Raw genomic sequence first — 24,007 nt, 5'->3', positions numbered from 1 at the left:
GCGTCCCGGGCTGCATTCCCACGCAGAGCGTAGGAACGATCATGTGCGGTCAGGCAATCCAAGGGGATTTGCGGATGACTTCGACGAAGTTCATCGGCTTGAACCCTGGCTCCTGATCCACCAGCACATCGGTCTTCACGTTGCCGAACGTCGTCTGCGGGCGATGGCGCAAACCGTCGGCAAAGGCGCAGATGATGCACTCCTTGAATCCCTCGCCCCGCGGATGAGCATGCACCACCGCTTCGCGCTGCTCAGTGGAAAACGCCGCGTAGTCCATCCCCAGCACGTCCATCTCGACGCCGGCAGTCACCAGCGCCACGGTCGGCCGCAAGTGCTGCGGTACGCCCGGCGTGGTGTGCAGGGCAATCGACAACCAGACTTGCTCGATATCGTCTTCGCTCAGCCCGTATGGCTTGAGAAACGCCGCCGCCGCGTTGGCGCCATCGACTTCGAAGCGTTCGTTGTCACTGCGGTAACCTTCCACCAGCCCCAGGTCATGGAACATCGCGCCGACATACAGAAGCTCCGGGTTGTAGGCCAGTTGCTTGCGCTCACCGCTCAGCGCGCCGAACAGAAACACCCGGCGCGAGTGGTGGTAGAGCAGGTCGGATTCGATGTCGCGGATGTATTCGGTGGTTGCTTTGACCAGTGCGCTGTCGGGGATTTTGATCCCGGCGATGGTGGTGCTCATGGACGATTCCTCACAGTGAGCGCCGTGGCGGCGCTGAGGATTCAAGTCTGTCCGCGGCCCCTCAAGCGAACAATCGAAGCGTGGCTGCGATCCTTGCCAATGAGCATGCATATCGCGCCAGCCTCGCTTGTTGGACCCGGATTGGCTAGGGTTGGTCGCGGTAGCCGTGCTTTTGTGGCGAGGGAGCTTGCTCCCGCTGGGCTGCGAAGCAGCCCCCAAATCTGCGACCGAGATTCAGGTGTATCGTATCCGGCGATTTTGCGATTGCTGCGCAGTCGAGCGCGAGCAAGCTCTCTTGCCACAGTAAGCGTGATCCATACAGGCGTTTCGAACCATGAGTAAAACCGTCGCCATCGTGGTGTTCGCCGGCGTTCAGTCGCTGGATGTCACCGGTCCTATGGATGTGTTCTGCGAGGCCAATCGCTTTCTGGCGCCCGAAGATCACTATCGACTGGAAGTGATCGGCGTGGAGCACGGGGTGATGGCGTGTTCGAATGGCCTGGCGCTGAACGCCCATCGGCATTTCAGCAAAGCGTCACAGGCTTACGATTTGCTGCTGGTGGCCGGAGGTCCGCAGTTGCCATTGATGGATTTTGGCGCCGCGTTCAATGCCTGGTTGCGAGATGCCTGCGCGTTGGCGCAACGCTTTGGGTCGATCTGCAACGGTGCGTTCATGCTGGCCCGGGCCGGTTTGCTGGAAGGGCGGACGGTGACGACACATTGGGGCGATGCGGCGGCGCTGGCGGCATTGTGTCCGTCGACCCGGGTCGAAGCCGATCGTTTGTACGTACAGGACGCCGAACTCTACACCTCGGCCGGCGTGACGGCGGGCATCGACCTGTCGCTATATTTACTGGCACGCGATCACGGACCGGAAGTGGCACTGAACGTGGCAAAGCGATTGGTAGTGTTCACCCAGCGCTCCGGGGGGCAATCACAATTCAGTCCGTTCCTGACCCCTCACGCCGAACCGACGTCGGCGGTGGCGATGGTCCAGCATTATGTGCTGGCCAATCTGACGGGCGACCTGACCATCGCCGATCTGGCCAATGCCGCCAACATGAGCGCGCGCAACTTTTCCCGGGTGTTCGCCAAGGAAGCGAAAATCACCCCCGCCGAGTTCGTTGAGCGGGCGAGAGTGGATGCCGCGCGGGTGATGCTCGAGAGCACACGGGCACCGCTCAAGACCGTGGCCTGGCAGTGCGGCTTTCGCGATGCCCAGCACATGCGCAGCGTGTTCAATCGCAGGTTGGGGGTGACACCGCAGCAGTTCAGGCTGAACTTTGCGGCGATGGTGTAAGCAAGGGCCTCTTCGCGGGCAAGCCTCGCTCCTACGGGATTTACATCATTCAGTATCCCGTAGGAGCGAGGCTTGCCCGCGAAGGCGTCCGCTCAATCAATTAACCGCTATTGCTTTGAGCGCGCCGGCAACAGCTTCAAGGTGCTGCGGGTATTGGCCGTCACCTCTTCATCAGTGAGGTGCGCCTGGTAGTAAACCCCTTCGACATACGCATCGGCCTGATCATCGAAATGACTGTCGAACGGCACGCCACTCTGGCCAACCGGATTGATTGTCAGGCTGTGGGTCGGGTCGGCGAAGTCGATCAGGCGGCGGGTCGACGGGCCATAGGTGACCGGCCAGGGTGCCGGGCCGATCTTGGCCGACAGGTTGTTCGGCACTTCATGGCTGCCGGGTGCCGCGAACGGGCCGACGTTGAAGATCCGGTCCAGCGGTTTCTGCTGCCCCAGCGGATGGCCATGGGTCAGCGTGTGCGCCTTGCCCCACTGCCATTGCGCGAAGTCCGCTCCAAGGGTGGCCTTGAGGTGGGCGATGCTCGCTTGCCAGGCAACCTTGACCGTGTCGGCCCGGGTTTCCTTGCCGAGTGTGTTGCGGTTATCCCACCACGGCGAATCCGGATTGGCCGCCAGGCGCGGGAGTGCAGCGTCGATCACTCGGGTCGACAGCAGCGTCTCGAAAAAATCATTGCCCAGCTCATCGTGCATCGCCGCATCGGCAAGGTTGAACAGGAACTGGTTGAACACGGTGGCGCTGGTGGACTCCAGCGGATAATCGCCCTTCCATTGCGCCAGTTGCTCCACCAGTTTCAGTTCGGCAGGATCCGTCACTACCGAGCGCAGCACCGGTAGCAGCGGTGCCAACAGACGCTGGCCGTAGCCGGTGGTGGTGCCCAGTTGCAGTTTCTGGCTGGCATCGAGATCCCACTTGATGGCCTTGTCGCCGAGCTGTTGATTGAGCTGCTGACCACGGTCGGCCAGGTTGTAGTAACCGGGAATCTCCATGCCTGTCGCCGACACTGGCTGGAAGTTGGCGGAGACGATATAGCCCCGTGCCGGGTTTTCTTCCTGCGGGTTGGCGCTGAACGGGTAGAAACCGTCCTTGTCCGCCTCGGCACTGCTGCCGTCGAGAATGAACCACGGCTTTACGCCGGCAGGCCGCTTGGGCAGCTGCGCCGCCGCCCACCAGCCGATATCACCCTTGGCGTTGGCCCAGACGATGTTCAGGCCGGGCGCCTGAACCTTGGCGGCCGCGCTGCGCGCCTTGGCCAGGGTGTCGGCGCGATTGAGCTGATAGAAACCTTCGAGAATCGGGTTCTGGCTTTCCAGGAACCCCCACCACATGGCGATCGGCGTTTTGCCGACGCTGTTGCCCAGCGCATCATTGATGATCGGGCCGTGGGGCGACTGGCGCAATACCAGGGAGACCGGTGCCTGGCCCTTCACCGCGATCTGCTGTTCGCTGCTCACCAGATCAACCCACTTGCCGCGATACCAGACCTGATTGGGGTTGTCCGGGTTGACCTTCTCGGCGATCAAGTCCAGGTCGTCGTTCTGGAACATGGTGATGCTCCAGCCGAAATCACGGTTCATGCCCAGCGAGGCGAAAGGCATCAGGGCCTGATAGTGGCCGTACAGGTCAAAACCCGGTGCCGAGAGGTGCGCCTCGTACCACACCGACGGCGCGGAGAAACGGATATGCGGATCGCCGGCCAGCAGCGGCTTGCCACTTTTGGTGTGATTGCCGGCGACCACCCAGGCATTGCTGCCCTCGAATTGCGGCAGGCCGTTGTCGGCCAAGGCTTGCTCACTGAGGCGGGCGAGGGCGTTGAGGTCTTTCCAGTCCGCGTTGGCGAGGGTTGGTGCGGCGGCGTTGTGTTGCTTGGCCAGCACGCCTTTGGGCTGCCAGTCGAGGTCGAAAACGTTCAGGTATTGCGAGCCGAGTTGATCGCGTACGTAGGTCAGCAGCGGTTCGGTACGGAACGCTGCGGCAAAACTGTAGGCCATGTAGCCGGCGATGCTGATGGTGTCCTGGGCGGTAAACGGGCGCTTCTGGATACCCAGAACATCGAACTCCACGGGTTTTGCATGGCTGTCCTGATACTGGTTGATACCGTCCAGATAGGCTTGCATGGCGATGAAGGCCGGTGATTGCTGGTCCAGATTGGCCAGGTAGGTTTCGGCACGTTCGCGAATGCGCAGGCTGCGCATCAATTTGTCGGTGTCGAGCAGCTTCGGCCCCAGCACCTCCGCCAGCTCCCCCCGGGCGAGGCGCCGCAGGACTTCCATCTGGAACAGTCGATCCTGGGCGTGGACGTAGCCAAGCGCGCGGTACAGATCGGTTTCGTTTTCGCCGCGGATGTGCGGGATGCCGCGCTCGTCGTAACGTACGGTGACCGAGCCTTGCAGGTGTTGCAGCTCCACCATGCCCTGACGTGTCGGCTGCTTGCTGTAGACGTACCAGCCGCCAGCGGCAGCGATTGCGACGACCAACAAACCGAGTGCGGTCAGGCTACGTTTCATGGTGACTCCTTGTTGTTATGGTGGTAGCAAATCCCTGGTGCCACTGTTTAACACGGCTCACCGTAAACAGGCATCGCCCGTAGGAGGGATTCGCATTGCGGCGTTTGTCGCTACTGAGTCGTAGTGGCAGGCCACGGGCAGTAACACCCTACGGCCAGTGTGTGCGTGGCACTCACTGCACGACCTTCGTTTAACGCTTGCAGGATCGGCTCGATAAAACTGTTGCTCGAGTTGCAAGTCAGGCCTTCGCTGTAAGGGCCGAAGTACGCCAGTTTGCCGGTGCGGTCCCAAATCGCCACGGCAGGGCTGGCGGGGACTTGTTCGGAGCCGGGCAGGATGGTCAGTGTTTTCAGGCTGCTCAGGTTGCTCGGCAGTTGTCCGTGGCTGCCGGTTTTTTGCACCGCATAGAATTCAACGCCTTTTGGTACGTACTGTTCAACCAGTTCGCTGAGGTGTTGTTGATTGCCGACGTTGCACGGGCAGGCCGGGTCCCAGAAATGCACCAGACGGATGGCGCCCGGTCCGGCAAGGGTGTCGGGTAAACGCAGCGGGTCGCCGGAGAACACAGCGGTGTGTTCGCTGAATGCGCGCAGGTAGCGCCCCTGGAACCAGTCGTAAGCCGCCCACAGCACTGCGGCGCAGAGCAGGGTCAGCAGGCTGACAAACAGGGTGGCACGAACGGGCGAGCGCATCGGTTCAATCCTCGAAGGTCGGCTAGCTTGCCATGCTTGCTGCGACAGATGAATATCGCAGGTCCATAAAGTCCGTTTCAGGTAATGGAATCGTTCATGCCCGCCACTTTCGACCCCAACGATCTGCGCGCCAGCCTGCGGCCACTGGCTGAAGGTCAGCCGTTGTCAGCGCAGGCGCAGGCCTATCAGCGATTTTACGGACTGGATTTTTCGTCGCGCGACGTGCGCCGCGGCCTGGGGCGTTTTCAAGTCGACGGCTATGAGGTGGTCAGCCAGGTCTGGTGGCCGCAGCAGGCGAAAGCGACCCTGTTTGTCTTTCATGGTTTTTACGATCACACCGGGCTCTATCGTCATGTGATCGAGTGGGCGCTCGATCAGCAATTTGCGGTGATCGCCTGCGACCTGCCCGGACATGGTCTGTCCAGTGGCGAGCGGGCGAGCATCAAGGATTTCGCCGAGTACCAGGACACCTTGCAAGGGCTGTTTGCCGAAGCGCAATCCCTCGACCTGCCGCAACCGTGGCACCTGTGCGGGCAGAGCACCGGTGGGGCGATCGTGATCGACCATGTGTTGAATGCCGGGGCGAACAGCCCGGCGCAAGGGCAGGTGATTCTATTGGCGCCGCTGGTGCGGCCGCGAGCGTGGGGCTGGTCGCACTTCAGCTATTACTTGCTCCGGCCATTCGTCAAAGCGATTGCGCGGCGCTTCAGTGAGAACTCCAACGATCCGGATTTTCTACCGTTCCTGCAGGCCGATCCCTTGCAACCGCTACGTCTGCCAACCGCCTGGGTCGGGGCGCTGGCGCAGTGGATCAAACGCATCGAAGCGGCGCCGGGCAGCAACCGTCGACCATTGATTGTGCAGGGGCAGGCGGACATGACCGTGGATTGGCAGCACAACCTTGAGGTATTACGGGCAAAGTTCGACCGGCCACAGGTATTGATGTTACCCGAGGCGCGGCATCATCTGGCGAATGAGGCACTGGTGTTGCGCGGGGAGTATTTCGGGTTCTTGAGCAAGCGGATAAAGGGCAGGAATTTGTAGCGATAGTTCGGGCCCCATCGCCAGCAGGCTGGCTCCCACAATGGTCCGGTGTCTACAAATCCAATGTGGGAGCCAGCCTGCTGGCGATGGCGATCTATATGGCGCCGAAGATCACTGGCCGAGGTTTGAAGAACTCTGCCCCACCGCCAACCCGGCCTTGATCGCCGCCAGTGCTGCCTGGTAATACGCCTTGCCTTCTGCCGATTCGGCAAACGTGGCGAACTCTTCCAGCTCTTCATCCGACAGGTCGCGATAGACGTAGAGCAGCGTGTTGTTCAGATCGCTGCCGATCTGCTCCATCAAGCGCTGGCGCTGACCGTTCAACATGCCCTGCGCCTGCCCGGCGCCGAGCAGGCCGGGGATCATCGAGCTCAGGCTGTCGGCGGCGACACCGGCAATCGCCAGGCTGACCTCGGCGCCAGCTTCACGGGCGGGCAGGGCCTGGGCCAGATGGCCGATAATCAGCAGGCGGCTGTCGCTGGCCTGCATTTTCGGCAAACCCTTGGCGTTTTTTGCCAATTGGTCGCGACGGGTGGCGAGTAATTCGGCAGCGACGATTTTCTTGCCCAGCGGTGACTGGAAGAACGCCAAAGCCGGTTTTGGATCGACGAGGTTCTTGCGCAGCTGCGCTTGCGCGCGCTGGTCCACGGCGTTGGGGGAAAACCGCTGATTACTGTTATTGACCAGTGCCTGGAACACCGCCGGTGGCAGGCTGCTTTCGTATCGTTTTTGCGCGGCGGCAAGGGCATCGTTGAAATGCGCGCGTTGTTCCGGCCAGCCGGCGACCTTGTACAACTGGTCGTGGCCGTCTGCCCAGGCGGGCAATACACAGAACATCAGCAGTGAGAAAAGCAAACGGCGCATAGGGACTCCTGTCGGCAGGCGACTATTCTCCGTGTGGCATCAGGACTTGTCGAGAATTCGTATCAACCCGCTGCGCGGCTCTGTCGGATTTTCAGGCGCAGGAATACTATGCGCGCCATGCAAATACCTTCTGATCACCCGCTGCTGTTACGTATCGTCGACGACCTGGCTGCCAACGGCTGGTCTCAGCAGAATATTTTCCTGCCTCTGGATCTGACCCGGGCACTGGCGGCCGAGTGCCGTAAACGTGCTGCCGAGGGTGAACTGGCCCCGGCGGCGGTAGGGCGTGGGCCGTTATCGGAGGTCCGCGAGGGCATTCGCGGCGATCACATTCAGTGGATCGAGCCGGGCCAGGCCGACGCGTGCGACAGTTATCTGGGGTTGATGGACAGTCTGCGCGAGGCAATGAATCGCGGTTTGTTCCTGGGGTTGGAGGATTTCGAAAGTCATTTCGCCATGTACCCGCCTGGGGCGTTTTACCTTCGGCATCTCGACCGGTTTCGCGACGACGATCGGCGCATGGTGTCGGCGGTGGTCTATCTCAATGACGCGTGGCTGCCCGAGCATGGTGGCCAGTTGCGCATGTACCTGGACGAAAGCGCGGAATACGATGTAGTACCGGTCGGGGGATGCCTGGTGGTGTTCCTGTCAGGTGAAGTCCCCCATGAAGTCCTGCCGGCGACCCGGGAGCGCCTGTCGTTGACCGGCTGGTTCCGGCGCCGGGGCAACGAGCCATTCTGATCATGCAGAAGATTTTGGTAAGCCGCTGTCTGCTGGGGCATCGCGTTCGCTACGACGGCGGCGCCAGCGGGCCATTCGATCAGCTTCAGCGTTGGCTCGACGAGGGGCGCGTCGTGCCACTATGCCCGGAAGTTGCCGGAGGATTGCCAACACCACGGGCGGCTGCGGAAATCCCGGGCGGGCAGGGCAGTGACGTACTTGAAGGCCTTGCAGCGGTGATCACTACCGAGGGTGAGGACGTCAGCGCGCAGTTTCTGTCCGGGGCGAAGCAGGCGCTGGAGCTGGTACAAAAACATGGCATCCGCATTGCCGTGCTCAAGGCCAACAGCCCGTCATGCGGCAATCTGCTCACCTATGACGGCACGTTCAGTGGTGTGAAAGTCAGTGGCGAAGGCGTGACGGCGGCGTTGCTCAAGCGTCATGGAGTGTTGGTGTTCAGTGAGCTGGAGTTGCCGCAAGCTGCCCAGGCGCTGGCAAACCAAAACCGATAGTCACCATAAACCCCCTGTGGGAGCGGGCAAGCCCGCCCACATTGGATACCGATCGTCTTCAGGGTTTTGGCGCTGCGCCCGATTCCGCCCCAAACCATTTCTCCACCAGTTTTTCCATTCGGCCATCGGTCTTGATCCGTTGCAACGCACCTTCCAGGCTGGCATGGAACGCCGGATTGCCCTTTTGAAATGGAATCGCCAGGTCAACCACCGGGTTCGCCTTGGGCTTCTCTTCCGTCAGCGACTGCACCAGCAAGATTGATTGCGGCTCTTCTTTCTTGGCGACCAATTGCGCATTGGTCTTGAGATAAGGCTCGCTGAAGTCGAAACGATCCTTCAGCCCCGGGGTCTGTGTAATGTGATTGATGGCAACGTCGTATTTGCCGCTTTCCACGCCATTGAGCAGATCACTGGCATCGGTGACGACAAAATCGGCCCGAACATCCAGTTCCTGGGCGAGCATTTGGCCCAGTTCGACTTCGAAACCCGCGAGTTTGTCGTCTTCCTTGAAGTTGAATGGAGGTGTATTCGCCTCAATGGCGATGCGTAGTTCGCCGCGGTCATTTACGTCGTCAATCAATTCGGCATGAGCCAACGGGCTCAAAAGGGGTAGCAGGCAGATCAGGCCAGGCAGAAAGCGCATGGTCACTCCTTTGAATTTTTTATAGCGACCCTCTGATTCAGGTTCGCTTTGCTATGGTTGTCGAATGCCTTCGACAACGATTGACCATGAAGTTGTCATGGTCACGCGGATTTTACGGAAAAACTGGAGAAGAGAATGAAAACCTTTATGTCACGTGCTGCTTTGGCTGGCTTGCTGATGGGCGTTTCGGTACTGGCCAGTGCTGCCACGCCTGCACCGAAAGGCGCCGAAGTGTCCATCGTGTCTCCCAAGGACGGTGCGACAGTTCCGCAGACTGTTGTGGTCAAGTTCGCAGTCGAGAACATTGCGCTGGCGCCAGCAGGCGACGTCACCAAGAATACCGGTCACCACCACCTGCTGATCGATGTCGATGAGTTGCCGGCGGCGGGTCAGCCGATCCCGAACGATGCCAATCATCTGCACTTCGGCAAGGCACAGACTCAGGCCGAAATAAAACTGACACCGGGCAAGCACACTTTGCAGCTCGAACTGGGCGACAGCGGTCACATGCCGTTCGATCCGCCAATCGTGTCCGAAAAAATCACCGTCAACGTCAAATAAAAAAAGGGAGCCCCGAAGGGCTCCCTTTTTTCGCTCGCGTCGCGATCAGAACAAAACGCGGCTACGGATGGTGCCGTTGACGTGTTGCAGCTTCTCTTGCGCCAGGTCCGAGTACTCGGCGTCGACGTCGATCACCACGTATCCAACCTTCTCGTTGGTCTGCAGGAACTGACCGGAGATGTTGATGCCGTTTTCGGCAAAGACCTTGTTGATCTCGCTCATCACACCCGGGATGTTCTCGTGGATGTGCAACAGACGGTGTTTGCCAGGGTGAGCCGGCAGGGCCACTTCCGGGAAGTTCACCGACGATACCGACGTACCGTTGTCGCTGTACTTGACCAGTTTCTCTGCCACTTCCAGACCGATATTGGCCTGGGCTTCAGCAGTGGAACCACCGATGTGCGGGGTCAGGATCACGTTGTCCAGGCCGCGCAACGGGCTTTCGAACTCTTCGTCGTTGGAGCGTGGCTCCACCGGGAATACGTCGATGGCCGCGCCGATCAGGTGCTTGTCCTTGATGGCCGCCGCCAGATGGTCCAGCTCGACAACGGTGCCGCGAGCTGCGTTGATCAGGATGCCGCCCTTCTTGATGGCGCGGATTTCCTTCTCGCCCATCATCCACTGGGTGGCAGCGGTTTCCGGAACGTGCAGCGAAACGATGTCGGACATCGCCAGCAGTTCGTGCAGGTTGCCGACCTGAGTAGCGTTACCCAAAGGCAGTTTGGTGATGGTGTCGTAGAAGTACACCTGCATGCCCAGGCCTTCGGCCAGGACCGACAATTGCGTACCGATCGAGCCATAGCCGACGATGCCCAGCTTCTTGCCGCGGATCTCGAAAGAGTTGGCCGCGCTCTTGATCCAGCCGCCACGGTGGCAGGAAGCGTTCTTCTCCGGGATGCCGCGCAGCAACAGGATTGCCTCGGCCAGCACCAGCTCGGCTACGGAACGGGTGTTGGAGTACGGGGCGTTGAACACGGCGATGCCGCGCTCGCGAGCCGCGTCCAGGTCGACCTGGTTGGTGCCGATGCAGAAACACCCTACCGCCACGAGCTTCTTCGCGTGATCGAAGATCTCTTCGGTCAGTTGCGTACGGGAGCGAATGCCGATGAAGTGAGCATCAGCGATCTTTTCCTTGAGCTGGGCTTCCGGCAGAGAACCTGTGAGGTACTCGATGCTGGTGTAGCCCGCCGCCTTGAGGACGTCGACAGCCGATTGGTGGACGCCTTCGAGAAGAAGGAACTTGATCTTGCTCTTATCGAGAGAAGTCTTGCTCATCTGCGTAAACCTGTATCCCGGAGAAAAATGGCAGGAGATAGCCAGCAGACGCTGACCCGGACGGCACGACAGCCGTCGCCGCAGAATAGCCGTTGGGCACTATGCTGCGGGGTCGGTATGCTAGCATATGCGCCCCGCTAAACACTCATTCCTGCGACGTGAAGCGTTCTCAGGATGACCATGAATTGTTCGAGAGTTCTGTCGATGACCAATCCTGCCCTGATTGATGAGCTGAAGACCCTGGTTGAGCCTGGCAAGGTGCTGACCGATGCCGACTCCCTGAATGCTTACGGTAAGGATTGGACCAAGCATTTCGCCCCGGCCCCCACCGCCATTGTGTTCCCGAAGACCACCGAGCAGGTCCAGGCCATCGTCCTGTGGGCCAACAAGCATAAGGTCGCCCTGGTGCCGTCCGGTGGTCGTACCGGTTTGTCGGCCGCGGCCGTGGCGGCCAATGGCGAGGTGGTCGTGTCGTTCGACTATATGAACCAGATCCTCGACGTGAACCTCACCGACCGCACTGCCGTTTGTCAGCCGGGCGTGGTCACTAAACAACTGCAGAATGTCGCCGAAGAGAATGGCTTGTACTACCCGGTGGACTTCGCCTCCTCCGGTTCCAGCCAGATTGGCGGCAATATCGGCACCAATGCCGGCGGAATCAAGGTGATTCGCTACGGCATGACCCGTAACTGGGTGGCTGGCATGAAAGTCGTCACCGGCAAGGGCGACGTGCTGGAGCTGAACCGTGACCTGATCAAGAACGCCACCGGCTACGACATGCGTCAGTTGTTCATCGGCGCAGAAGGCACGCTCGGTTTTGTCGTGGAAGCGACCATGCGCCTGGATCGTGCGCCGAAAAACCTCACCGCGATGGTCCTCGGCACCGCCGATTTCGACTCGATCATGCCGGTACTGCACGCCTTCCAGAACAAACTCGACCTGACGGCGTTCGAGTTTTTCTCCGACAAGGCCCTGGCCAAAGTCATGGCTCGCGGTGATGTACCCGCTCCGTTCGAATCCGACTGCCCGTTCTACGCGCTGCTGGAATTCGAAGCGACCACTGAAGAAGTGGCCAACCACGCCCTGGAAACCTTCGAGCACTGCGTCGAGCAGGGCTGGGTGCTGGACGGCGTGATGAGCCAGAGCGAAACCCAGCTGCAGAACCTGTGGAAGCTGCGTGAATACATCTCCGAAACCATTTCCCACTGGACGCCGTACAAGAACGACATTTCGGTCACCGTGTCGAAAGTCCCGGCCTTCCTGAAGGAAATCGATGCCATCGTCGGCGAGCACTACCCGGATTTCGAGATCGTCTGGTTCGGTCACATCGGCGACGGCAACCTGCACTTGAACATCCTCAAGCCGGAAAACCTGAGCAAGGACGAGTTCTTCGCCAAGTGCGCCACCGTCAACAAGTGGGTGTTCGAAACCGTCGAGAAGTACAACGGTTCGATTTCTGCCGAGCACGGTGTGGGCATGACCAAGCGTGATTACTTGACCTACAGCCGTTCGCCGGTTGAGATCGAGTACATGAAAGCGGTCAAAGCGGTGTTCGATCCGAACGGCATCATGAACCCGGGCAAGATTTTCGCTGTTTGATTTTTCGAACTTTAAGAGCCAACGAAGCAGGAGTCGGTAATGAGCTATCAGCACCAGTATGTCGACGGTACGCGCATTCACTTCCCGCTGGGAAAAGTGGTGTGCATCGGCCGTAACTACGCCGAACACGCCAAGGAGCTGGATAATCCGGTACCGACCGAGCCGCTGCTGTTCATCAAGCCGGGCAGTTGCGTGGTGCCGCTGGAAGGTGGTTTCAGCATTCCGACCGAGCGTGGTTCGGTGCATTACGAAGCGGAAATCGCGGTGTTGATCGGCAAGCCCTTGTCGACCAAGCCGAGTGTGGAAGAAGTGCTCGACGCCATCTCCGGGTTTGCCCCGGCGCTGGATCTGACCCTGCGCGACAAGCAGGCCGAGCTGAAATCCAAGGGGCTGCCCTGGGAAATCGCCAAGTCCTTCGATGGCGCGGCGGTGATCGCTCCGTTCGTTTCCGGCAGCACGTTCGCTGATTTGACTGACATCGGCATCCGCCTGACCATCAACGGTGAAGTACGCCAGGACGGCAATAGCAGCGCGATGCTCAACCCGATCGTGCCGATGATCCAGCACATGGCCGGCTGCTTCTCCCTGCAAGCGGGCGATGTGATCCTGACCGGCACGCCGGTGGGCGTTGGTCCGTTGAATGTCGGCGACGAAATCGTTCTGGAACTGCCGGGCGCCAGCAGCTTCACCAGCAGCGTCCGTTAAGTCGGCACCAAGCCCTGTAGGAGCGTGGCTTGCCCGCGATGGCGGTATACCTGACACACCGGGTTATCGTTCATCGCGAGCAAGCTTTGCTCCTACTGGTCGGAAGGCGTTGCTGCCATTTCCCGGTTTTTTCACATTCGGTCTGGATAATTCCCGGAATTTCGGCGTCTGAGCCGATCCCAATTGTGCTATTACCCCTAGCCTGAATTTCTGGAACGCATCCCTGATGGCCACTCCACCGCTCACCACGCTCAAACCTGTCCGTCGCTCACGCTTTGCCTTGCGTTGGTATTCCTGGCTTTTGCTAGTGGCCGCCATTGCATACGGCCTGGCGTTTGCCATGCATTGGGATGATCGCGGGGTGCTCTGGCTCCAGGAACGCTTCGAAAGCGCCGACGAGCGTCAGGAGAGTGTCTGGCTGCCGGACTATCACGCGGTGATCGACGCCAAGCCGCTGCCGGGCATGGAAAAGGATGAAGCTTCGGACATTGCCTACGATCCCCAGACCAAGACCCTGTTTTCAGTCATGGGCAAAAACCCGTTCCTGGTCGAGCTGTCGTTGCAGGGCGATGTGTTGCGCAAGATGCCTCTGGTGGGCTGGAGCAACCCCGAAGGCGTCACTGTGATGGGCAATGGTTTGCTGGCCATCGTCGATGAGCGTGACCACTTGGTGAGCATCGTCAAGGTCGATGCCGACACCCGCGAGCTGAACATCGCCAACTTCCCCAAGTATGACCTGGGCCTCTCGAAAGACCAGAACAAGGCGTTCGAAGCCGTTACCTGGGATCCGCGTAACCAGCAGTTGCTGCTTGGCGAAGAACGGCCACCGGCGCTGTTCACCTGGAAGGGCGATGGCCAGAAGCTGATCGGTGACAAGCAGGCATTGGCCAGTGACGAACTGGATATTCGCAATCTGTCAGCGTTGGCCATCGATCCGCGGACCGGCCACACCTTGGTATTGTCCGCTGACTCGCACCTGTTGCTGGAGCTCGACGAAAAAGGCGAGCAGGTCAGTTTCATGACGCTGCTGCGCGGTTTCAACGGCCTGAAAAACACCATCCCTCGCGCCGAAGGCGTGACCATGGACGAGGCCGGTAACCTGTATTTCGTCAGCGAGCCGAACCTGTTTTACCGTTTTGAAAAACAGCGTTGAAACAATTTTGTAGGAATTTACAGCGTCGGTTGTAGGAGCGGGCAAGTGGCCATTAAGCTTCAATTCAGACAGGCGTGATATTTCATCCGCCTGATCTAATTCCGAGCCTGCCTCCAATGCGTCGATTTGCCCGCCCCAAACCCCTGATTCTCATGCTGTCGGTGATTGCGTTGATCGTGTTGATCGCGGTCGGCCAGTATCTGCGCCTGTTTGAGCGAACCTGGTTCAATCTGCACACGCTCTGGCAGCCGTTAAGTACGCAGTCTATTGCCCTTGACCAGTATCAAGTGGTTTTGGAGGCGCAAGTCATTGAGGGGCTCGATGATGACGTCTCGGCACTGACCTTCGACCCGGTGCGCAAAAGCCTGTTCACCGTCACCAATAAAAACTCGGAACTGATCGAACTGTCCCTGGACGGCAGGATCCTTCGCCGCATTGCCTTGATCGGATTTGGTGATCCGGAAGCCGTTGAGTTCATCAGTGCCGACACCTATGTCATCACCGATGAACGTGAGCAGCGACTGATCAAGATCCGTCTGGAGGACGACACCACCTTCCTCGACTCGGCGGACGCGGAGCAAATGACCCTTGGTGTGCACATGAGCGGCAACAAGGGTTTTGAGGGCTTGGCTTACGATTCGGTGGGCAAGCGTCTGTTTGTCGCCAAGGAGCGCGACCCGATGCTGATCTATGAAGTGCACGGGTTTCCGCATTTCAATCCGGAAAAATCTTACGCGGTGCACGTGATCAACAACCCCAAGCGCGATGCCGGGATGTTCGTGCGTGATCTGTCGAGCCTGCAATACGACGAGCGCAGCGGCCACTTGATGGCGCTGTCTGACGAGTCGCGGTTGATTCTGGAGCTGGATGTCGACGGCCGACCGCTGAGCACCATGTCACTGAGCAAGGGGCGCCAGGGGCTGAAAAAGACCGTGCCGCAAGCGGAAGGGATCGCCATGGATGACGACGGTACGATGTACCTGGTGAGCGAGCCGAATTTGTTCTACGTGTTCAAGAAGCCAGCACAACCCTAATCAACGCCACGCAACACTGTGGGAGCGGGCTTGCCCGCGATGGCGGCCTGTCAGTCAACATCAATGTTGAATGTGACGGCCCTATCGCGGGCAAGCCCGCTCCCACAGGGAATATGCGTTTGCCTTACTCGGCGCGCAGGGTCTTCACGCCTTCGCTGGTCCCCAGCAACAACAGGTCCGCAGGTCGCGCCGCGAACAGGCCATTGGTCACAACGCCGACGATTGCATTGATCTGCGTTTCCAGCTCCACCGGGTTGGTGATCTGCAGGTTGTGCACGTCGAGGATGATATTGCCGTTGTCGGTCAGCACACCTTCGCGGTAGACCGGGTCGCCGCCCAGTTTCACCAGTTGGCGTGCCACGTGGCTGCGAGCCATCGGGATCACTTCCACCGGCAGCGGGAATGCGCCGAGGACCGGCACCAGCTTGCTGGCATCGGCGATGCAAATGAAAGTCTTGGCCACCGCCGCGACGATCTTCTCACGGGTCAGGGCTGCGCCGCCGCCCTTGATCAGGTTCAGATGTTCGTCGCTCTCATCGGCACCGTCGACGTAGAACTCCAGGTCGCTGACAGTGTTCAGTTCGTACACCGGAATCCCGTGGCCCTTCAGGCGCGCGGCGGTGGCTTCGGAACTGGCGACAGCGCCGTCGAATGCACCTTTGTGTTGGGCCAGCGCGTCAATGAAACAGTTGGCGGTGGAGCCGGTGCCGACACCGACGATGCTCTTGTCGTCGAGTTTCGGAAGGATGAAGTCGACGGCGGCCTGAGCCACTGCCTGTTTGAGTTGATCCTGGTTCATGCGGGCTCCGGAGTGCCGAGGAGGGAACGAAAGGCCGGCATTATAGGCTTCGGGGCGGGGAAGGTCATTGTCCGATTGGCAGAGAGCAGGAGCCGGGGTGTCGGATTGCTTTTGTGGCGAGGGCGCTTGCTCCCGCTCGGCTGCGAAGCAGTCGCAAAACCTGGTAAGCGATACATCCGGATGAATGCGGGGGAGCGCTTCGCACTCCAGCGGGAGCAAGCTCCCTCGCCACAATGGTCCAACGGTGCCTTAAACCACCGGTTTAGTGTGGTCGTGCGGACAAAAGCCGGGTTAGACTCCGTGGTCCTGCCCAACTCGCTCAGTGATGCTTTCCGATGCTTGAACAGTACGTCAAAAAGATCCTCACCTCGCGCGTTTACGACGTCGCCGTAGAAACCCCATTGCAGTCTGCCCGCCAGCTTTCCGAGCGGCTGGGCAACGATATCTGGCTCAAGCGCGAAGACTTGCAGCCGGTGTTCTCGTTCAAGATTCGCGGCGCTTATAACAAGCTGACCCAACTGAGCGATGAAGAGCGTGCTCGCGGCGTGGTCACGGCGTCGGCGGGCAATCATGCACAGGGCCTGGCCTTGGCGGCCAAGGTGTTGGGGGTGAAAGCGACCATCGTCATGCCCAAGACCACGCCCGAGATCAAGGTCGAAGGCGTTCGCTCGCGCGGTGGCAAAGTGGTGCTGCATGGGGATTCGTTCCCTGAAGCCCTGGCCTACTCGCTGAAACTGGTCGATGAAAAAGGCTACGTCTACATTCATCCCTACGACGATCCCCACACCATTGCCGGGCAGGGCACGGTGGCCATGGAGATTTTGCGCCAGCACCCGCAGCCATTGGATGCGATTTTCGTCCCGGTCGGCGGTGGCGGCCTGATCGCCGGCATCGCGGCGTACGTGAAGTATCTGCGGCCGGACATCAGGATCATCGGCGTCGAGCCGGACGACTCCAACTGTCTGCAAACGGCGATGGCGGCGGGCGAGCGTGTGGTGCTGCCGACCGTGGGCATCTTCGCCGACGGCGTGGCGGTGGCGCAGATTGGCCAGCACACCTTCGAGATCTGCAAGGATTACGTGGATGAAGTCATCACCGTCAGCACCGACGAAATCTGCGCGGCGATCAAGGATATCTACGACGATACCCGCTCGATCACCGAACCTGCCGGCGCCTTGGGTGTGGCCGGGATCAAGAAGTACGTCGAGCAGCGTGGGGTGACCGGGCAGACTTTCGTGGCCATCGACTCCGGCGCCAACGTCAACTTCGACCGCCTGCGCCATGTGGCCGAGCGCGCGGAATTGGGCGAAGGCCGCGAAGCGATCATCGCGGTGACCATTCCCGAGAAGCCGGGCAGTTTCAAGGCATTCTGCGAGGCCATCGGCAAGCGTCAGATTACCGAATTCAACTACCGCTACAACACCGGTAGCGAAGCGCACATCTTTGTCGGCGTGCAAACGCACCCGGACACCGACCCGCGCAGCGCGCTGATCGCCAGCCTGAGCGAGCAAGGCTTCCCGGTCATCGATCTGACCGACAACGAACTGGCCAAGTTGCACATCCGGCACATGGTCGGTGGCCGCGCGGCGCATGTGGTTGACGAAGTGATCCTGCGCTTCGAATTCCCGGAGCGTCCGGGTGCCTTGTTCAACTTCCTCAACAAACTCGGCGGGCGCTGGAATATCTCGATGTTCCATTACCGCAACCATGGCGCGGCGGATGGCCGTGTGGTCGCGGGCCTGCAAGTGCCTCACGATGAGCGTCACCTGGTGCCGGCGGCGCTGGAAGAAATCGGTTACCCCTACTGGGATGAAAGCGACAACCCGGCCTATCAGCTGTTTCTTGGCTGAACGGCTACGCTGATGGGCACTGCATAAGGACATCGAACCATGGAAACATTAACGGCGCTGAAAATGGCGCACACGGTGGCAACGCTCGTGCTGCTGCTGAGTGCGTTGGGCCTGGGGATCTGGGTCTGGCGTACTCGACGTAATGGCGATGCGACGGCGGGCAGCCGCACTCTGCAAAGGCCGCGAGTGTTTATCTGGCTGCTGATGGGGCTGGCATTGCTGAGCATGCCGTTTACCGGCTGGTGGATGGTGCACCTGGTGGGCTGGCCGCTGGGGCAGACCTGGCTGCTGGTGTCGAGTGTGCTGTACACCGTGGCGGCGCTGGCGTGGTTCTGGCTCTTGGTGCGGTTGAACAGGCTGCGCAAGGCGCCGGGTGGAGTGGGCAGATTCACCTTTGCCCTGGCGTTGTTCAGCTTTGTCTGCTTTATCGCCATTGCCGGATTGATGGGCGCCAAGCCGGTTTAATCAATGAAACTGCGTTGGCCCAATCGCTGGCAAGCCAGCTCCCACAAGGATTTTCAGTGAGCACCAATTGTGTGAACACCCGAAAAACCTGTGGGAGCTGGCTTGCCAGCGATGGCGATATCAGTCGCGCAGCGTAATCACCGGCCAGCCACGCTTCTCGGCTTCAGCGCGCAAATTCGGGTCCGGATCGACAGCGATCGGGTTGGCCACTTGCTCCAGCAGCGCCAAATCATTCATCGAGTCGCTGTAGAAATAGCTGTCCTCCAACGAATGCCCGGTCTCTTCCAGCCAACGATTCAACCGCGTCACCTTGCCTTCGCGAAAGCACGGCACATCGGTGCTGCGCCCGGTGTAGCGACCATCAAGCATTTCGCATTCGGTGGCGATCAGGGTTTCGACGCCAAGACGCTCGGCGATAGGCCCTGTGACGAAGCGGTTGGTGGCGGTGATGATCACCAGCTTGTCGCCGGCGGCGCGGTGTTTTGCAAGCAGCTCGATAGCCTTGGGCAGCATCAGCGGCTCGATGCAGTCGCGCATGTAGTCGCTGTGCCAAAGGGCAAGCACGTCCATTTCCGTGCGGCCGAGAATCTCCAGGCAAAAGTTCAGGTACGCATCGTTGTCCAGCTTGCCGGCCAGGTAATCCTGATAGAACTCGTCGTTTCGAGCCTTGTAGGCGATGGGGTCGAGGAAGCCTCGCTCACACAGGTAATCGCCCCAGGCGTGGTCGCTGTCGCCGCCCAGAAGCGTGTTGTCCAAGTCGAATAAAGCCAGCCGCATTGCAGTTACTCGCTGAAAAGTCTGTAGAAAGGTCACCAGAATACGTACTTTTCACAAGAGTGCACATAAGGTAGGCCGGCGCGTTGCTGCCTTCACAACCTTTGTGGAACAATGCGGCGACATGCGTTTGCGAGGTTGTTGCCGTGATCGACCCCGATGGTTTCCGTCCTAATGTCGGGATCATTCTGACGAATGATGCCGGCCAGGTGCTATGGGCTCGCCGAATCAATCAAGATGCCTGGCAGTTTCCTCAAGGCGGGATCAACCCCCAGGAGACGCCGGAAGACGCCTTGTACCGCGAGCTGAACGAAGAAGTGGGGCTGGAGCGCGAAGATGTTGAAATACTCGCCTGCACCCGGGGCTGGTTGCGCTATCGTTTGCCGCAACGTCTGGTCAGGACGCACAGCCAGCCGCTGTGCATCGGCCAGAAACAGAAGTGGTTTCTCCTGCGCCTGATCTCCAACGAGCAGCGGGTGCGGATGGATTTGACCGGTAAACCGGAGTTCGATGGCTGGCGTTGGGTCAGCTATTGGTATCCGTTGGGCCAGGTGGTGACATTCAAGCGCGAGGTGTACCGACGCGCTCTCAAAGAGCTTGCCCCGCGCCTTTTATCGCGCGACTGACGACGGAGTTCGACCCCGAGCCATGCTCAATACGCTGCGCAAGATCGTCCAGGAAGTTAACTCCGCCAAGGATCTCAAGGCGGCGTTGGGGATTATTGTGTTGCGCGTCAAAGAGGCCATGGGCAGCCAGGTCTGCTCGGTCTACCTGCTTGATCCAGAGACCAACCGTTTCGTGCTGATGGCCACCGAGGGCTTGAACAAGCGCTCGATCGGCAAAGTCAGCATGGCGCCCAATGAAGGTCTGGTCGGCCTGGTCGGCACGCGTGAAGAACCCCTGAACCTCGAAAATGCCGCGGATCACCCGCGCTACCGCTACTTCGCCGAGACCGGTGAAGAGCGCTACGCCTCGTTCCTCGGGGCGCCGATCATTCACCACCGCCGTGTCGTCGGCGTGTTGGTCATCCAGCAAAAAGAACGTCGCCAGTTCGACGAAGGTGAAGAAGCCTTCCTCGTGACCATGAGCGCGCAGCTTGCCGGCGTTATCGCTCACGCCGAGGCGACCGGTTCGATCCGGGGCCTGGGCCGTCAGGGCAAGGGCATCCAGGAAGCCAAGTTCGTCGGCGTCCCGGGTTCGCCGGGGGCGGCGGTCGGTACGGCGGTGGTCATGTTGCCACCGGCCGACCTGGACGTGGTGCCCGACAAGACCATCACCGATATCGAAGCTGAACTCGGGCTGTTCAAGACCGCCATCGAAGGCGTGCGCGCCGACATGCGCGCCTTGTCGGCCAAGCTGGCCACGCAGTTGCGCCCGGAAGAGCGAGCGTTGTTCGACGTCTACCTGATGATGCTCGACGATGCCGCGCTGGGCAGCGAAGTCACCACGGTGATCAAGACCGGTCAGTGGGCCCAGGGCGCCTTGCGTCAGGTGGTCACCGATCACGTCAACCGCTTCGAACTGATGGACGATGCCTACCTGCGTGAGCGCGCATCGGACGTCAAGGACCTTGGTCGCCGCCTGCTCGCCTATTTGCAGGAAGAGCGCCAGCAAACCCTGGTCTACCCCGACAACACCATTCTGGTCAGCGAGGAACTGACGCCGGCAATGCTCGGCGAGGTGCCTGAAGACAAATTGGTGGGTCTGGTATCGGTACTTGGTTCGGGTAACTCCCACGTCGCGATTCTTGCTCGGGCCATGGGCATTCCGACGGTGATGGGCCTGGTCGACCTGCCGTATTCCAAGGTCGACGGCATCGGCATGATCGTCGACGGTCACCGCGGCGAGGTCTACACCAACCCCAGCGACGTGCTGCGCAAGCAGTTCGCCGAAGTGGTGGAGGAAGAGAAACAGCTGGCCCTGGGCCTCGATGCATTGCGTGATTTGCCGTGTGTCACGGTCGATGGTCATCGCATGCCGTTGTGGGTCAACACCGGCCTGTTGGCGGACGTGGCGCGCGCGCAGAAACGCGGTGCCGAAGGCGTTGGTTTGTACCGCACCGAAGTGCCGTTCATGATCAACCAGCGCTTCCCCAGCGAAAAGGAACAACTGGCGATCTATCGCGAGCAACTCGCCGCGTTCCATCCGCAACCGGTGACCATGCGCAGCCTGGACATTGGCGGTGACAAGGCGCTGTCGTACTTCCCGATCAAGGAAGACAACCCGTTCCTCGGCTGGCGCGGAATTCGCGTCACCCTCGATCACCCGGAAATTTTCCTGGTGCAGACCCGCGCCATGCTCAAGGCCAGTGAAGGCTTGAACAACCTGCGCATTCTGCTGCCGATGATCTCCGGTACCCACGAACTCGAAGAAGCCCTGCACCTGATCCACCGGGCCTGGGGTGAAGTGCGCGACGAAGGCACCGACGTGCCGATGCCGCCGGTCGGGGTGATGATCGAAATTCCGGCGGCGGTGTACCAGACCCGGGAATTGGCGCGGCAGGTGGACTTCCTGTCGGTCGGTTCCAACGACCTGACTCAGTACCTGTTGGCCGTGGACCGCAACAACCCGCGGGTCGCCGATCTCTACGACTACTTGCACCCGGCCGTGCTGCAAGCCCTGCAAAACGTGGTGCGTGACGCCCATGCCGAAGGCAAACCGGTGAGTATCTGCGGCGAGATGGCCGGTGATCCTGCGGCGGCGGTGCTGTTGATGGCGATGGGTTTCGACAGCCTGTCGATGAACGCCACCAACCTGCCGAAGGTGAAGTGGATGCTGCGTCAGATCAACCTGAGCAAGGCCAAGGAATTGCTCGCCGAATTGATGACCATCGATAACCCGCAAGTTATCCACAGCTCATTGCAACTGGCGCTGAAGAACCTCGGGTTGGCGCGGATGATCAATCCGGCGGCGGTCAAAGCCCTCTAAAAGGCTGATGGCCTGTGGCGAGGGAGCTTGCTCCCGTTCGGCTGCGAAGCAGTCGTAATCCGGCCGATGCGATTTTTCTGAAAGAACGCATTGGCCGGATCGGGAGCGCTTCGCACTCCAGCGGGAGCAAGCTCCCTCGCTACAATTAATCGCCCGAGCTTCAAATCCTGACCTCTACCTCCCCCAGATGCCCGCCAAACGGTCCGAAACTCCTTTCGACCATATGCCGCGACCCATCCGCCTGCACGATCAGCGCCGTACTCGCCCGTGTTCCATAACTCTGGCTGGCAATAAACACGCTCGACAACAACGTCTCGGTCGCCAATCCGACCCCGGTATCCGGCAATTCGTTAAACGGCGCGGTCTGAGCATCGTTCAATAGCGCCAGCAGTGCCTCCGGTTGTGGCTCGTCCAGCACTTGACTCAGCGCTGCCTTGGCCCGAAGCAATTTCGGCCACGGTGTATCCAGCCCGGCATTCGACAGACCATAAACCCCAGGCGGCAGCATCACGGCTTCCGTTGCCCGGGCATTGAAGTGCCACAGTTCATTTTTGTTGCCGACCAGCAGGTTGAACCCGCCATATTCCGGCGAACGTGCGACAACGTCGGTCAAATAGTCATCAATCGAAACGTCGCCGCTGAGAAATCCCGCCACCAGCTCACCCCGGGATTTGCGCCCCGGTGGCCGATGCGGATCACGAATATTGGTCAGCGCCGCAAAGCGGCCGTTGGCGCCAACACCGAGCCACGTGCCGCCAGCCTCCAGGTCGCGGCCGGCGTAGACATGAGGCGCTTCAGGCCATTGCGCCAGCGGCAGGCTGGGACGGGCGTAGAATTCGTCGCGGTTGGCCGCCACGATCAGCGGCTGGGCATGGTCCGGCCGCCAGGCAAAAACAATCAGGCACATAAGGTGATCCTTGTGTGTTTTTTGCCCACTCTACGCAGTCAACGTGCGGGTATCCATCGCCATCCAGTGGAGCCCGATGCCATGCATCCGTTACCATGCCGCTCCGGTTTTGGGGTTGGGTGGGGAAGCGACATGGAATTTCTGCTCTATCTGGCGCTTGGCGCCTGTGCCGGGGTGTTGGCCGGATTGTTCGGCGTGGGCGGCGGCATCATCATTGTCCCGGTGCTGGTGTTCAGTTTTACCTTGCAGGGATTCGACGCATCGATTCTGACCCACCTCGCCGTGGGGACTTCGCTGGCGACGATCATCTTCACCTCGGTGAATGCGGTGCGTGAGCATCACCGCCGCGGGGCCGTGCGCTGGCCAATTTTCGTCTGGATGACCGTCGGCATCCTGATCGGCGCCGGTTTCGGCGCGCTGACCGCCGAAGCGATCTCCGGACCCAACCTGCAAAAAATCATCGGTGTTTTTGCCCTGGTGATTGCCGCGCAACTGGCGCTGGACGTCAAACCCAAGGCCAGCCGAACGGTGCCGGGTAAACTCGGTCTGACCGTGGCCGGTAGCGTGATCGGTTGGGCCTCGGCGATTTTCGGCATTGGCGGCGGCTCATTGACCGTGCCGTTTTTGACCTGGCGCAGCGTGCCGATGCAGCAAGCCGTTGCCACGTCGTCGGCCTGTGGCCTGCCAATCGCTTTGGCAAGTGCATTAAGTTTCATGATTCTGGGCTGGCACGATCCGCTGTTACCGGCTCATAGTCTGGGTTTTATTTATTTACCGGCGCTGCTGGGTATTGCCCTGACCAGCATGGTCTTCGCCCGTCTCGGCGCGCGACTGGCCCACAGGCTGTCGCCGAAGTTGCTGAAAAGACTGTTTGCCGCTTTGCTGTTCTGCGTTGGTTTGAGTTTCCTGCTCTGACGCCCGGCACAATCCTGGCTTAATCCTGAGGTGGCAGCGTCGCCCGGGAATTGATTT

The 24,007-nt window shown here is 60.1% G+C and carries 23 protein-coding genes; 14 read left to right on the top strand and 9 right to left on the bottom strand.

What is annotated here, in order from left to right:
• Window positions 1-49: 49 nt before the first annotated feature.
• A complete protein-coding gene (locus D8U73_RS25485) occupies window positions 50-691 on the bottom strand; it encodes an HD domain-containing protein (protein WP_056854045.1) in 642 nt (213 codons plus the stop codon).
• Between the two features lie 334 nt (window positions 692-1,025).
• Here D8U73_RS25485 and D8U73_RS25480 point away from each other — a divergent pair, with 334 nt between their 5' ends.
• Entirely contained in the window at window positions 1,026-1,991 is a 966-nt protein-coding gene (locus D8U73_RS25480) for a DJ-1/PfpI family protein (RefSeq protein WP_056854044.1), read from the top strand.
• 107 nt (window positions 1,992-2,098) lie between these two features.
• Here the strand turns inward: D8U73_RS25480 and D8U73_RS25475 are convergent, their stop codons facing one another.
• Together D8U73_RS25475 and D8U73_RS25470 are read right to left on the bottom strand one after the other, a co-directional pair.
• On the bottom strand, window positions 2,099-4,510 hold the full coding sequence (locus D8U73_RS25475) for a penicillin acylase family protein (RefSeq protein WP_130906072.1): 2,412 nt from the start codon (window positions 4,508-4,510) through the stop codon (window positions 2,099-2,101).
• Between the two features lie 110 nt (window positions 4,511-4,620).
• On the bottom strand, window positions 4,621-5,202 hold the full coding sequence (locus tag D8U73_RS25470; RefSeq protein WP_056854042.1) for a DUF6436 domain-containing protein: 582 nt from the start codon (window positions 5,200-5,202) through the stop codon (window positions 4,621-4,623).
• Window positions 5,203-5,298: 96 nt separating this feature from the next.
• Between D8U73_RS25470 and D8U73_RS25465 the strand changes: the two genes are divergently transcribed.
• A complete protein-coding gene (locus D8U73_RS25465; RefSeq protein ID WP_130906071.1) occupies window positions 5,299-6,246 on the top strand; it encodes an alpha/beta hydrolase in 948 nt (315 codons plus the stop codon).
• Between the two features lie 111 nt (window positions 6,247-6,357).
• On the opposite strand, the gene D8U73_RS25460 is transcribed toward D8U73_RS25465, so the two are convergent.
• Window positions 6,358-7,110 carry a DUF2059 domain-containing protein gene (locus tag D8U73_RS25460; protein WP_056854040.1) on the bottom strand — a complete coding sequence of 251 codons (753 nt, stop codon included), beginning with the start codon at window positions 7,108-7,110 and terminating at the stop codon, window positions 6,358-6,360.
• A gap of 108 nt (window positions 7,111-7,218) precedes the next feature.
• Here D8U73_RS25460 and D8U73_RS25455 point away from each other — a divergent pair, with 108 nt between their 5' ends.
• A complete protein-coding gene (locus D8U73_RS25455) occupies window positions 7,219-7,851 on the top strand; it encodes a 2OG-Fe(II) oxygenase (protein WP_056854039.1) in 633 nt (210 codons plus the stop codon).
• Window positions 7,852-7,853: 2 nt separating this feature from the next.
• Window positions 7,854-8,342 carry a DUF523 domain-containing protein gene (locus D8U73_RS25450; RefSeq protein WP_130906070.1) on the top strand — a complete coding sequence of 163 codons (489 nt, stop codon included), beginning with the start codon at window positions 7,854-7,856 and terminating at the stop codon, window positions 8,340-8,342.
• A 58-nt stretch (window positions 8,343-8,400) separates the two neighbouring features.
• Here the strand turns inward: D8U73_RS25450 and D8U73_RS25445 are convergent, their stop codons facing one another.
• Window positions 8,401-8,985, bottom strand: a complete 585-nt coding sequence (locus D8U73_RS25445) for a transporter substrate-binding domain-containing protein (RefSeq protein WP_056854037.1) — start codon at window positions 8,983-8,985, stop codon at window positions 8,401-8,403.
• Window positions 8,986-9,120: 135 nt separating this feature from the next.
• On the opposite strand from D8U73_RS25445, the gene D8U73_RS25440 reads away from it, so the two are divergent.
• The gene (locus tag D8U73_RS25440) at window positions 9,121-9,546 is read left to right on the top strand and encodes a DUF4399 domain-containing protein (protein WP_056854036.1); all 426 of its coding nucleotides are present in this window, start codon (window positions 9,121-9,123) and stop codon (window positions 9,544-9,546) included.
• Window positions 9,547-9,591: 45 nt separating this feature from the next.
• Here the strand turns inward: D8U73_RS25440 and serA are convergent, their stop codons facing one another.
• Window positions 9,592-10,821, bottom strand: coding sequence for a phosphoglycerate dehydrogenase (gene serA / locus D8U73_RS25435; protein WP_056854035.1), 1,230 nt, complete (start codon window positions 10,819-10,821; stop codon window positions 9,592-9,594).
• Window positions 10,822-11,025: 204 nt separating this feature from the next.
• Between serA and D8U73_RS25430 the strand changes: the two genes are divergently transcribed.
• From D8U73_RS25430 to D8U73_RS25415, 4 genes are all read left to right on the top strand, one after another.
• Window positions 11,026-12,420 carry an FAD-binding oxidoreductase gene (locus D8U73_RS25430; protein WP_056854034.1) on the top strand — a complete coding sequence of 465 codons (1,395 nt, stop codon included), beginning with the start codon at window positions 11,026-11,028 and terminating at the stop codon, window positions 12,418-12,420.
• Window positions 12,421-12,459: 39 nt separating this feature from the next.
• A complete protein-coding gene (locus D8U73_RS25425) occupies window positions 12,460-13,125 on the top strand; it encodes a fumarylacetoacetate hydrolase family protein (protein ID WP_020797317.1) in 666 nt (221 codons plus the stop codon).
• 226 nt (window positions 13,126-13,351) lie between these two features.
• Window positions 13,352-14,278, top strand: coding sequence for an SdiA-regulated domain-containing protein (locus D8U73_RS25420; RefSeq protein ID WP_130906069.1), 927 nt, complete (start codon window positions 13,352-13,354; stop codon window positions 14,276-14,278).
• Window positions 14,279-14,394: 116 nt separating this feature from the next.
• The gene (locus tag D8U73_RS25415; RefSeq protein ID WP_130906068.1) at window positions 14,395-15,312 is read left to right on the top strand and encodes an SdiA-regulated domain-containing protein; all 918 of its coding nucleotides are present in this window, start codon (window positions 14,395-14,397) and stop codon (window positions 15,310-15,312) included.
• A gap of 124 nt (window positions 15,313-15,436) precedes the next feature.
• Here D8U73_RS25415 and rpiA read toward each other — a convergent pair whose 3' ends face one another.
• Window positions 15,437-16,111, bottom strand: a complete 675-nt coding sequence (gene rpiA / locus D8U73_RS25405; RefSeq protein WP_056854031.1) for a ribose-5-phosphate isomerase RpiA — start codon at window positions 16,109-16,111, stop codon at window positions 15,437-15,439.
• Window positions 16,112-16,446: 335 nt separating this feature from the next.
• Here rpiA and ilvA point away from each other — a divergent pair, with 335 nt between their 5' ends.
• Complete coding sequence (gene ilvA, locus D8U73_RS25400) at window positions 16,447-17,961, top strand: threonine ammonia-lyase, biosynthetic (protein ID WP_130906067.1); 1,515 nt, start codon at window positions 16,447-16,449, stop codon at window positions 17,959-17,961.
• 39 nt (window positions 17,962-18,000) lie between these two features.
• Window positions 18,001-18,426 carry a DUF2269 family protein gene (locus tag D8U73_RS25395; protein WP_130906066.1) on the top strand — a complete coding sequence of 142 codons (426 nt, stop codon included), beginning with the start codon at window positions 18,001-18,003 and terminating at the stop codon, window positions 18,424-18,426.
• 120 nt (window positions 18,427-18,546) lie between these two features.
• Here the strand turns inward: D8U73_RS25395 and D8U73_RS25390 are convergent, their stop codons facing one another.
• Window positions 18,547-19,203, bottom strand: coding sequence for an HAD family hydrolase (locus tag D8U73_RS25390; RefSeq protein ID WP_056854028.1), 657 nt, complete (start codon window positions 19,201-19,203; stop codon window positions 18,547-18,549).
• A gap of 143 nt (window positions 19,204-19,346) precedes the next feature.
• Between D8U73_RS25390 and D8U73_RS25385 the strand changes: the two genes are divergently transcribed.
• Both D8U73_RS25385 and ptsP read left to right on the top strand, forming a co-directional pair.
• On the top strand, window positions 19,347-19,826 hold the full coding sequence (locus D8U73_RS25385; RefSeq protein ID WP_028623697.1) for an RNA pyrophosphohydrolase: 480 nt from the start codon (window positions 19,347-19,349) through the stop codon (window positions 19,824-19,826).
• A 22-nt stretch (window positions 19,827-19,848) separates the two neighbouring features.
• Entirely contained in the window at window positions 19,849-22,128 is a 2,280-nt protein-coding gene (gene ptsP / locus D8U73_RS25380; protein ID WP_056854027.1) for a phosphoenolpyruvate--protein phosphotransferase, read from the top strand.
• A 160-nt stretch (window positions 22,129-22,288) separates the two neighbouring features.
• Here the strand turns inward: ptsP and D8U73_RS25375 are convergent, their stop codons facing one another.
• On the bottom strand, window positions 22,289-23,035 hold the full coding sequence (locus tag D8U73_RS25375) for an NRDE family protein (RefSeq protein ID WP_130906065.1): 747 nt from the start codon (window positions 23,033-23,035) through the stop codon (window positions 22,289-22,291).
• Between the two features lie 132 nt (window positions 23,036-23,167).
• Between D8U73_RS25375 and D8U73_RS25370 the strand changes: the two genes are divergently transcribed.
• Window positions 23,168-23,950 (top strand): sulfite exporter TauE/SafE family protein, encoded by a 783-nt coding sequence (locus D8U73_RS25370; RefSeq protein WP_056854025.1) that lies wholly within the window; start codon window positions 23,168-23,170, stop codon window positions 23,948-23,950.
• Window positions 23,951-24,007: the final 57 nt, after the last annotated feature.

The sequence above is a fragment of the Pseudomonas sp. Sample_22 genome, assembly GCF_004307635.1.
In the GTDB taxonomy this organism is placed as follows: Bacteria; Pseudomonadota; Gammaproteobacteria; order Pseudomonadales; family Pseudomonadaceae; genus Aquipseudomonas.
Note: the sequence above shows the minus strand (reverse complement) of the source record. Positions and strands in the feature narration are given on the sequence as shown.

Bases quoted from the DNA above. Each gene is read 5' to 3' on its own strand.
- D8U73_RS25485 (WP_056854045.1), bottom strand. From the start codon at position 691: ATGAGCACCACCATCGCCGGGATCAAAATCCCCGACAGCGCACTGGTC.
- D8U73_RS25480 (WP_056854044.1), top strand. From the start codon at position 1,026: ATGAGTAAAACCGTCGCCATCGTGGTGTTCGCCGGCGTTCAGTCGCTG.
- D8U73_RS25475 (WP_130906072.1), bottom strand. From the start codon at position 4,510: ATGAAACGTAGCCTGACCGCACTCGGTTTGTTGGTCGTCGCAATCGCT.
- D8U73_RS25470 (WP_056854042.1), bottom strand. From the start codon at position 5,202: ATGCGCTCGCCCGTTCGTGCCACCCTGTTTGTCAGCCTGCTGACCCTG.
- D8U73_RS25465 (WP_130906071.1), top strand. From the start codon at position 5,299: ATGCCCGCCACTTTCGACCCCAACGATCTGCGCGCCAGCCTGCGGCCA.
- D8U73_RS25460 (WP_056854040.1), bottom strand. From the start codon at position 7,110: ATGCGCCGTTTGCTTTTCTCACTGCTGATGTTCTGTGTATTGCCCGCC.
- D8U73_RS25455 (WP_056854039.1), top strand. From the start codon at position 7,219: ATGCGCGCCATGCAAATACCTTCTGATCACCCGCTGCTGTTACGTATC.
- D8U73_RS25450 (WP_130906070.1), top strand. From the start codon at position 7,854: ATGCAGAAGATTTTGGTAAGCCGCTGTCTGCTGGGGCATCGCGTTCGC.
- D8U73_RS25445 (WP_056854037.1), bottom strand. From the start codon at position 8,985: ATGCGCTTTCTGCCTGGCCTGATCTGCCTGCTACCCCTTTTGAGCCCG.
- D8U73_RS25440 (WP_056854036.1), top strand. From the start codon at position 9,121: ATGAAAACCTTTATGTCACGTGCTGCTTTGGCTGGCTTGCTGATGGGC.
- serA (WP_056854035.1), bottom strand. From the start codon at position 10,821: ATGAGCAAGACTTCTCTCGATAAGAGCAAGATCAAGTTCCTTCTTCTC.
- D8U73_RS25430 (WP_056854034.1), top strand. From the start codon at position 11,026: ATGACCAATCCTGCCCTGATTGATGAGCTGAAGACCCTGGTTGAGCCT.
- D8U73_RS25425 (WP_020797317.1), top strand. From the start codon at position 12,460: ATGAGCTATCAGCACCAGTATGTCGACGGTACGCGCATTCACTTCCCG.
- D8U73_RS25420 (WP_130906069.1), top strand. From the start codon at position 13,352: ATGGCCACTCCACCGCTCACCACGCTCAAACCTGTCCGTCGCTCACGC.
- D8U73_RS25415 (WP_130906068.1), top strand. From the start codon at position 14,395: ATGCGTCGATTTGCCCGCCCCAAACCCCTGATTCTCATGCTGTCGGTG.
- rpiA (WP_056854031.1), bottom strand. From the start codon at position 16,111: ATGAACCAGGATCAACTCAAACAGGCAGTGGCTCAGGCCGCCGTCGAC.
- ilvA (WP_130906067.1), top strand. From the start codon at position 16,447: ATGCTTGAACAGTACGTCAAAAAGATCCTCACCTCGCGCGTTTACGAC.
- D8U73_RS25395 (WP_130906066.1), top strand. From the start codon at position 18,001: ATGGAAACATTAACGGCGCTGAAAATGGCGCACACGGTGGCAACGCTC.
- D8U73_RS25390 (WP_056854028.1), bottom strand. From the start codon at position 19,203: ATGCGGCTGGCTTTATTCGACTTGGACAACACGCTTCTGGGCGGCGAC.
- ptsP (WP_056854027.1), top strand. From the start codon at position 19,849: ATGCTCAATACGCTGCGCAAGATCGTCCAGGAAGTTAACTCCGCCAAG.
- D8U73_RS25375 (WP_130906065.1), bottom strand. From the start codon at position 23,035: ATGTGCCTGATTGTTTTTGCCTGGCGGCCGGACCATGCCCAGCCGCTG.
- D8U73_RS25370 (WP_056854025.1), top strand. From the start codon at position 23,168: ATGGAATTTCTGCTCTATCTGGCGCTTGGCGCCTGTGCCGGGGTGTTG.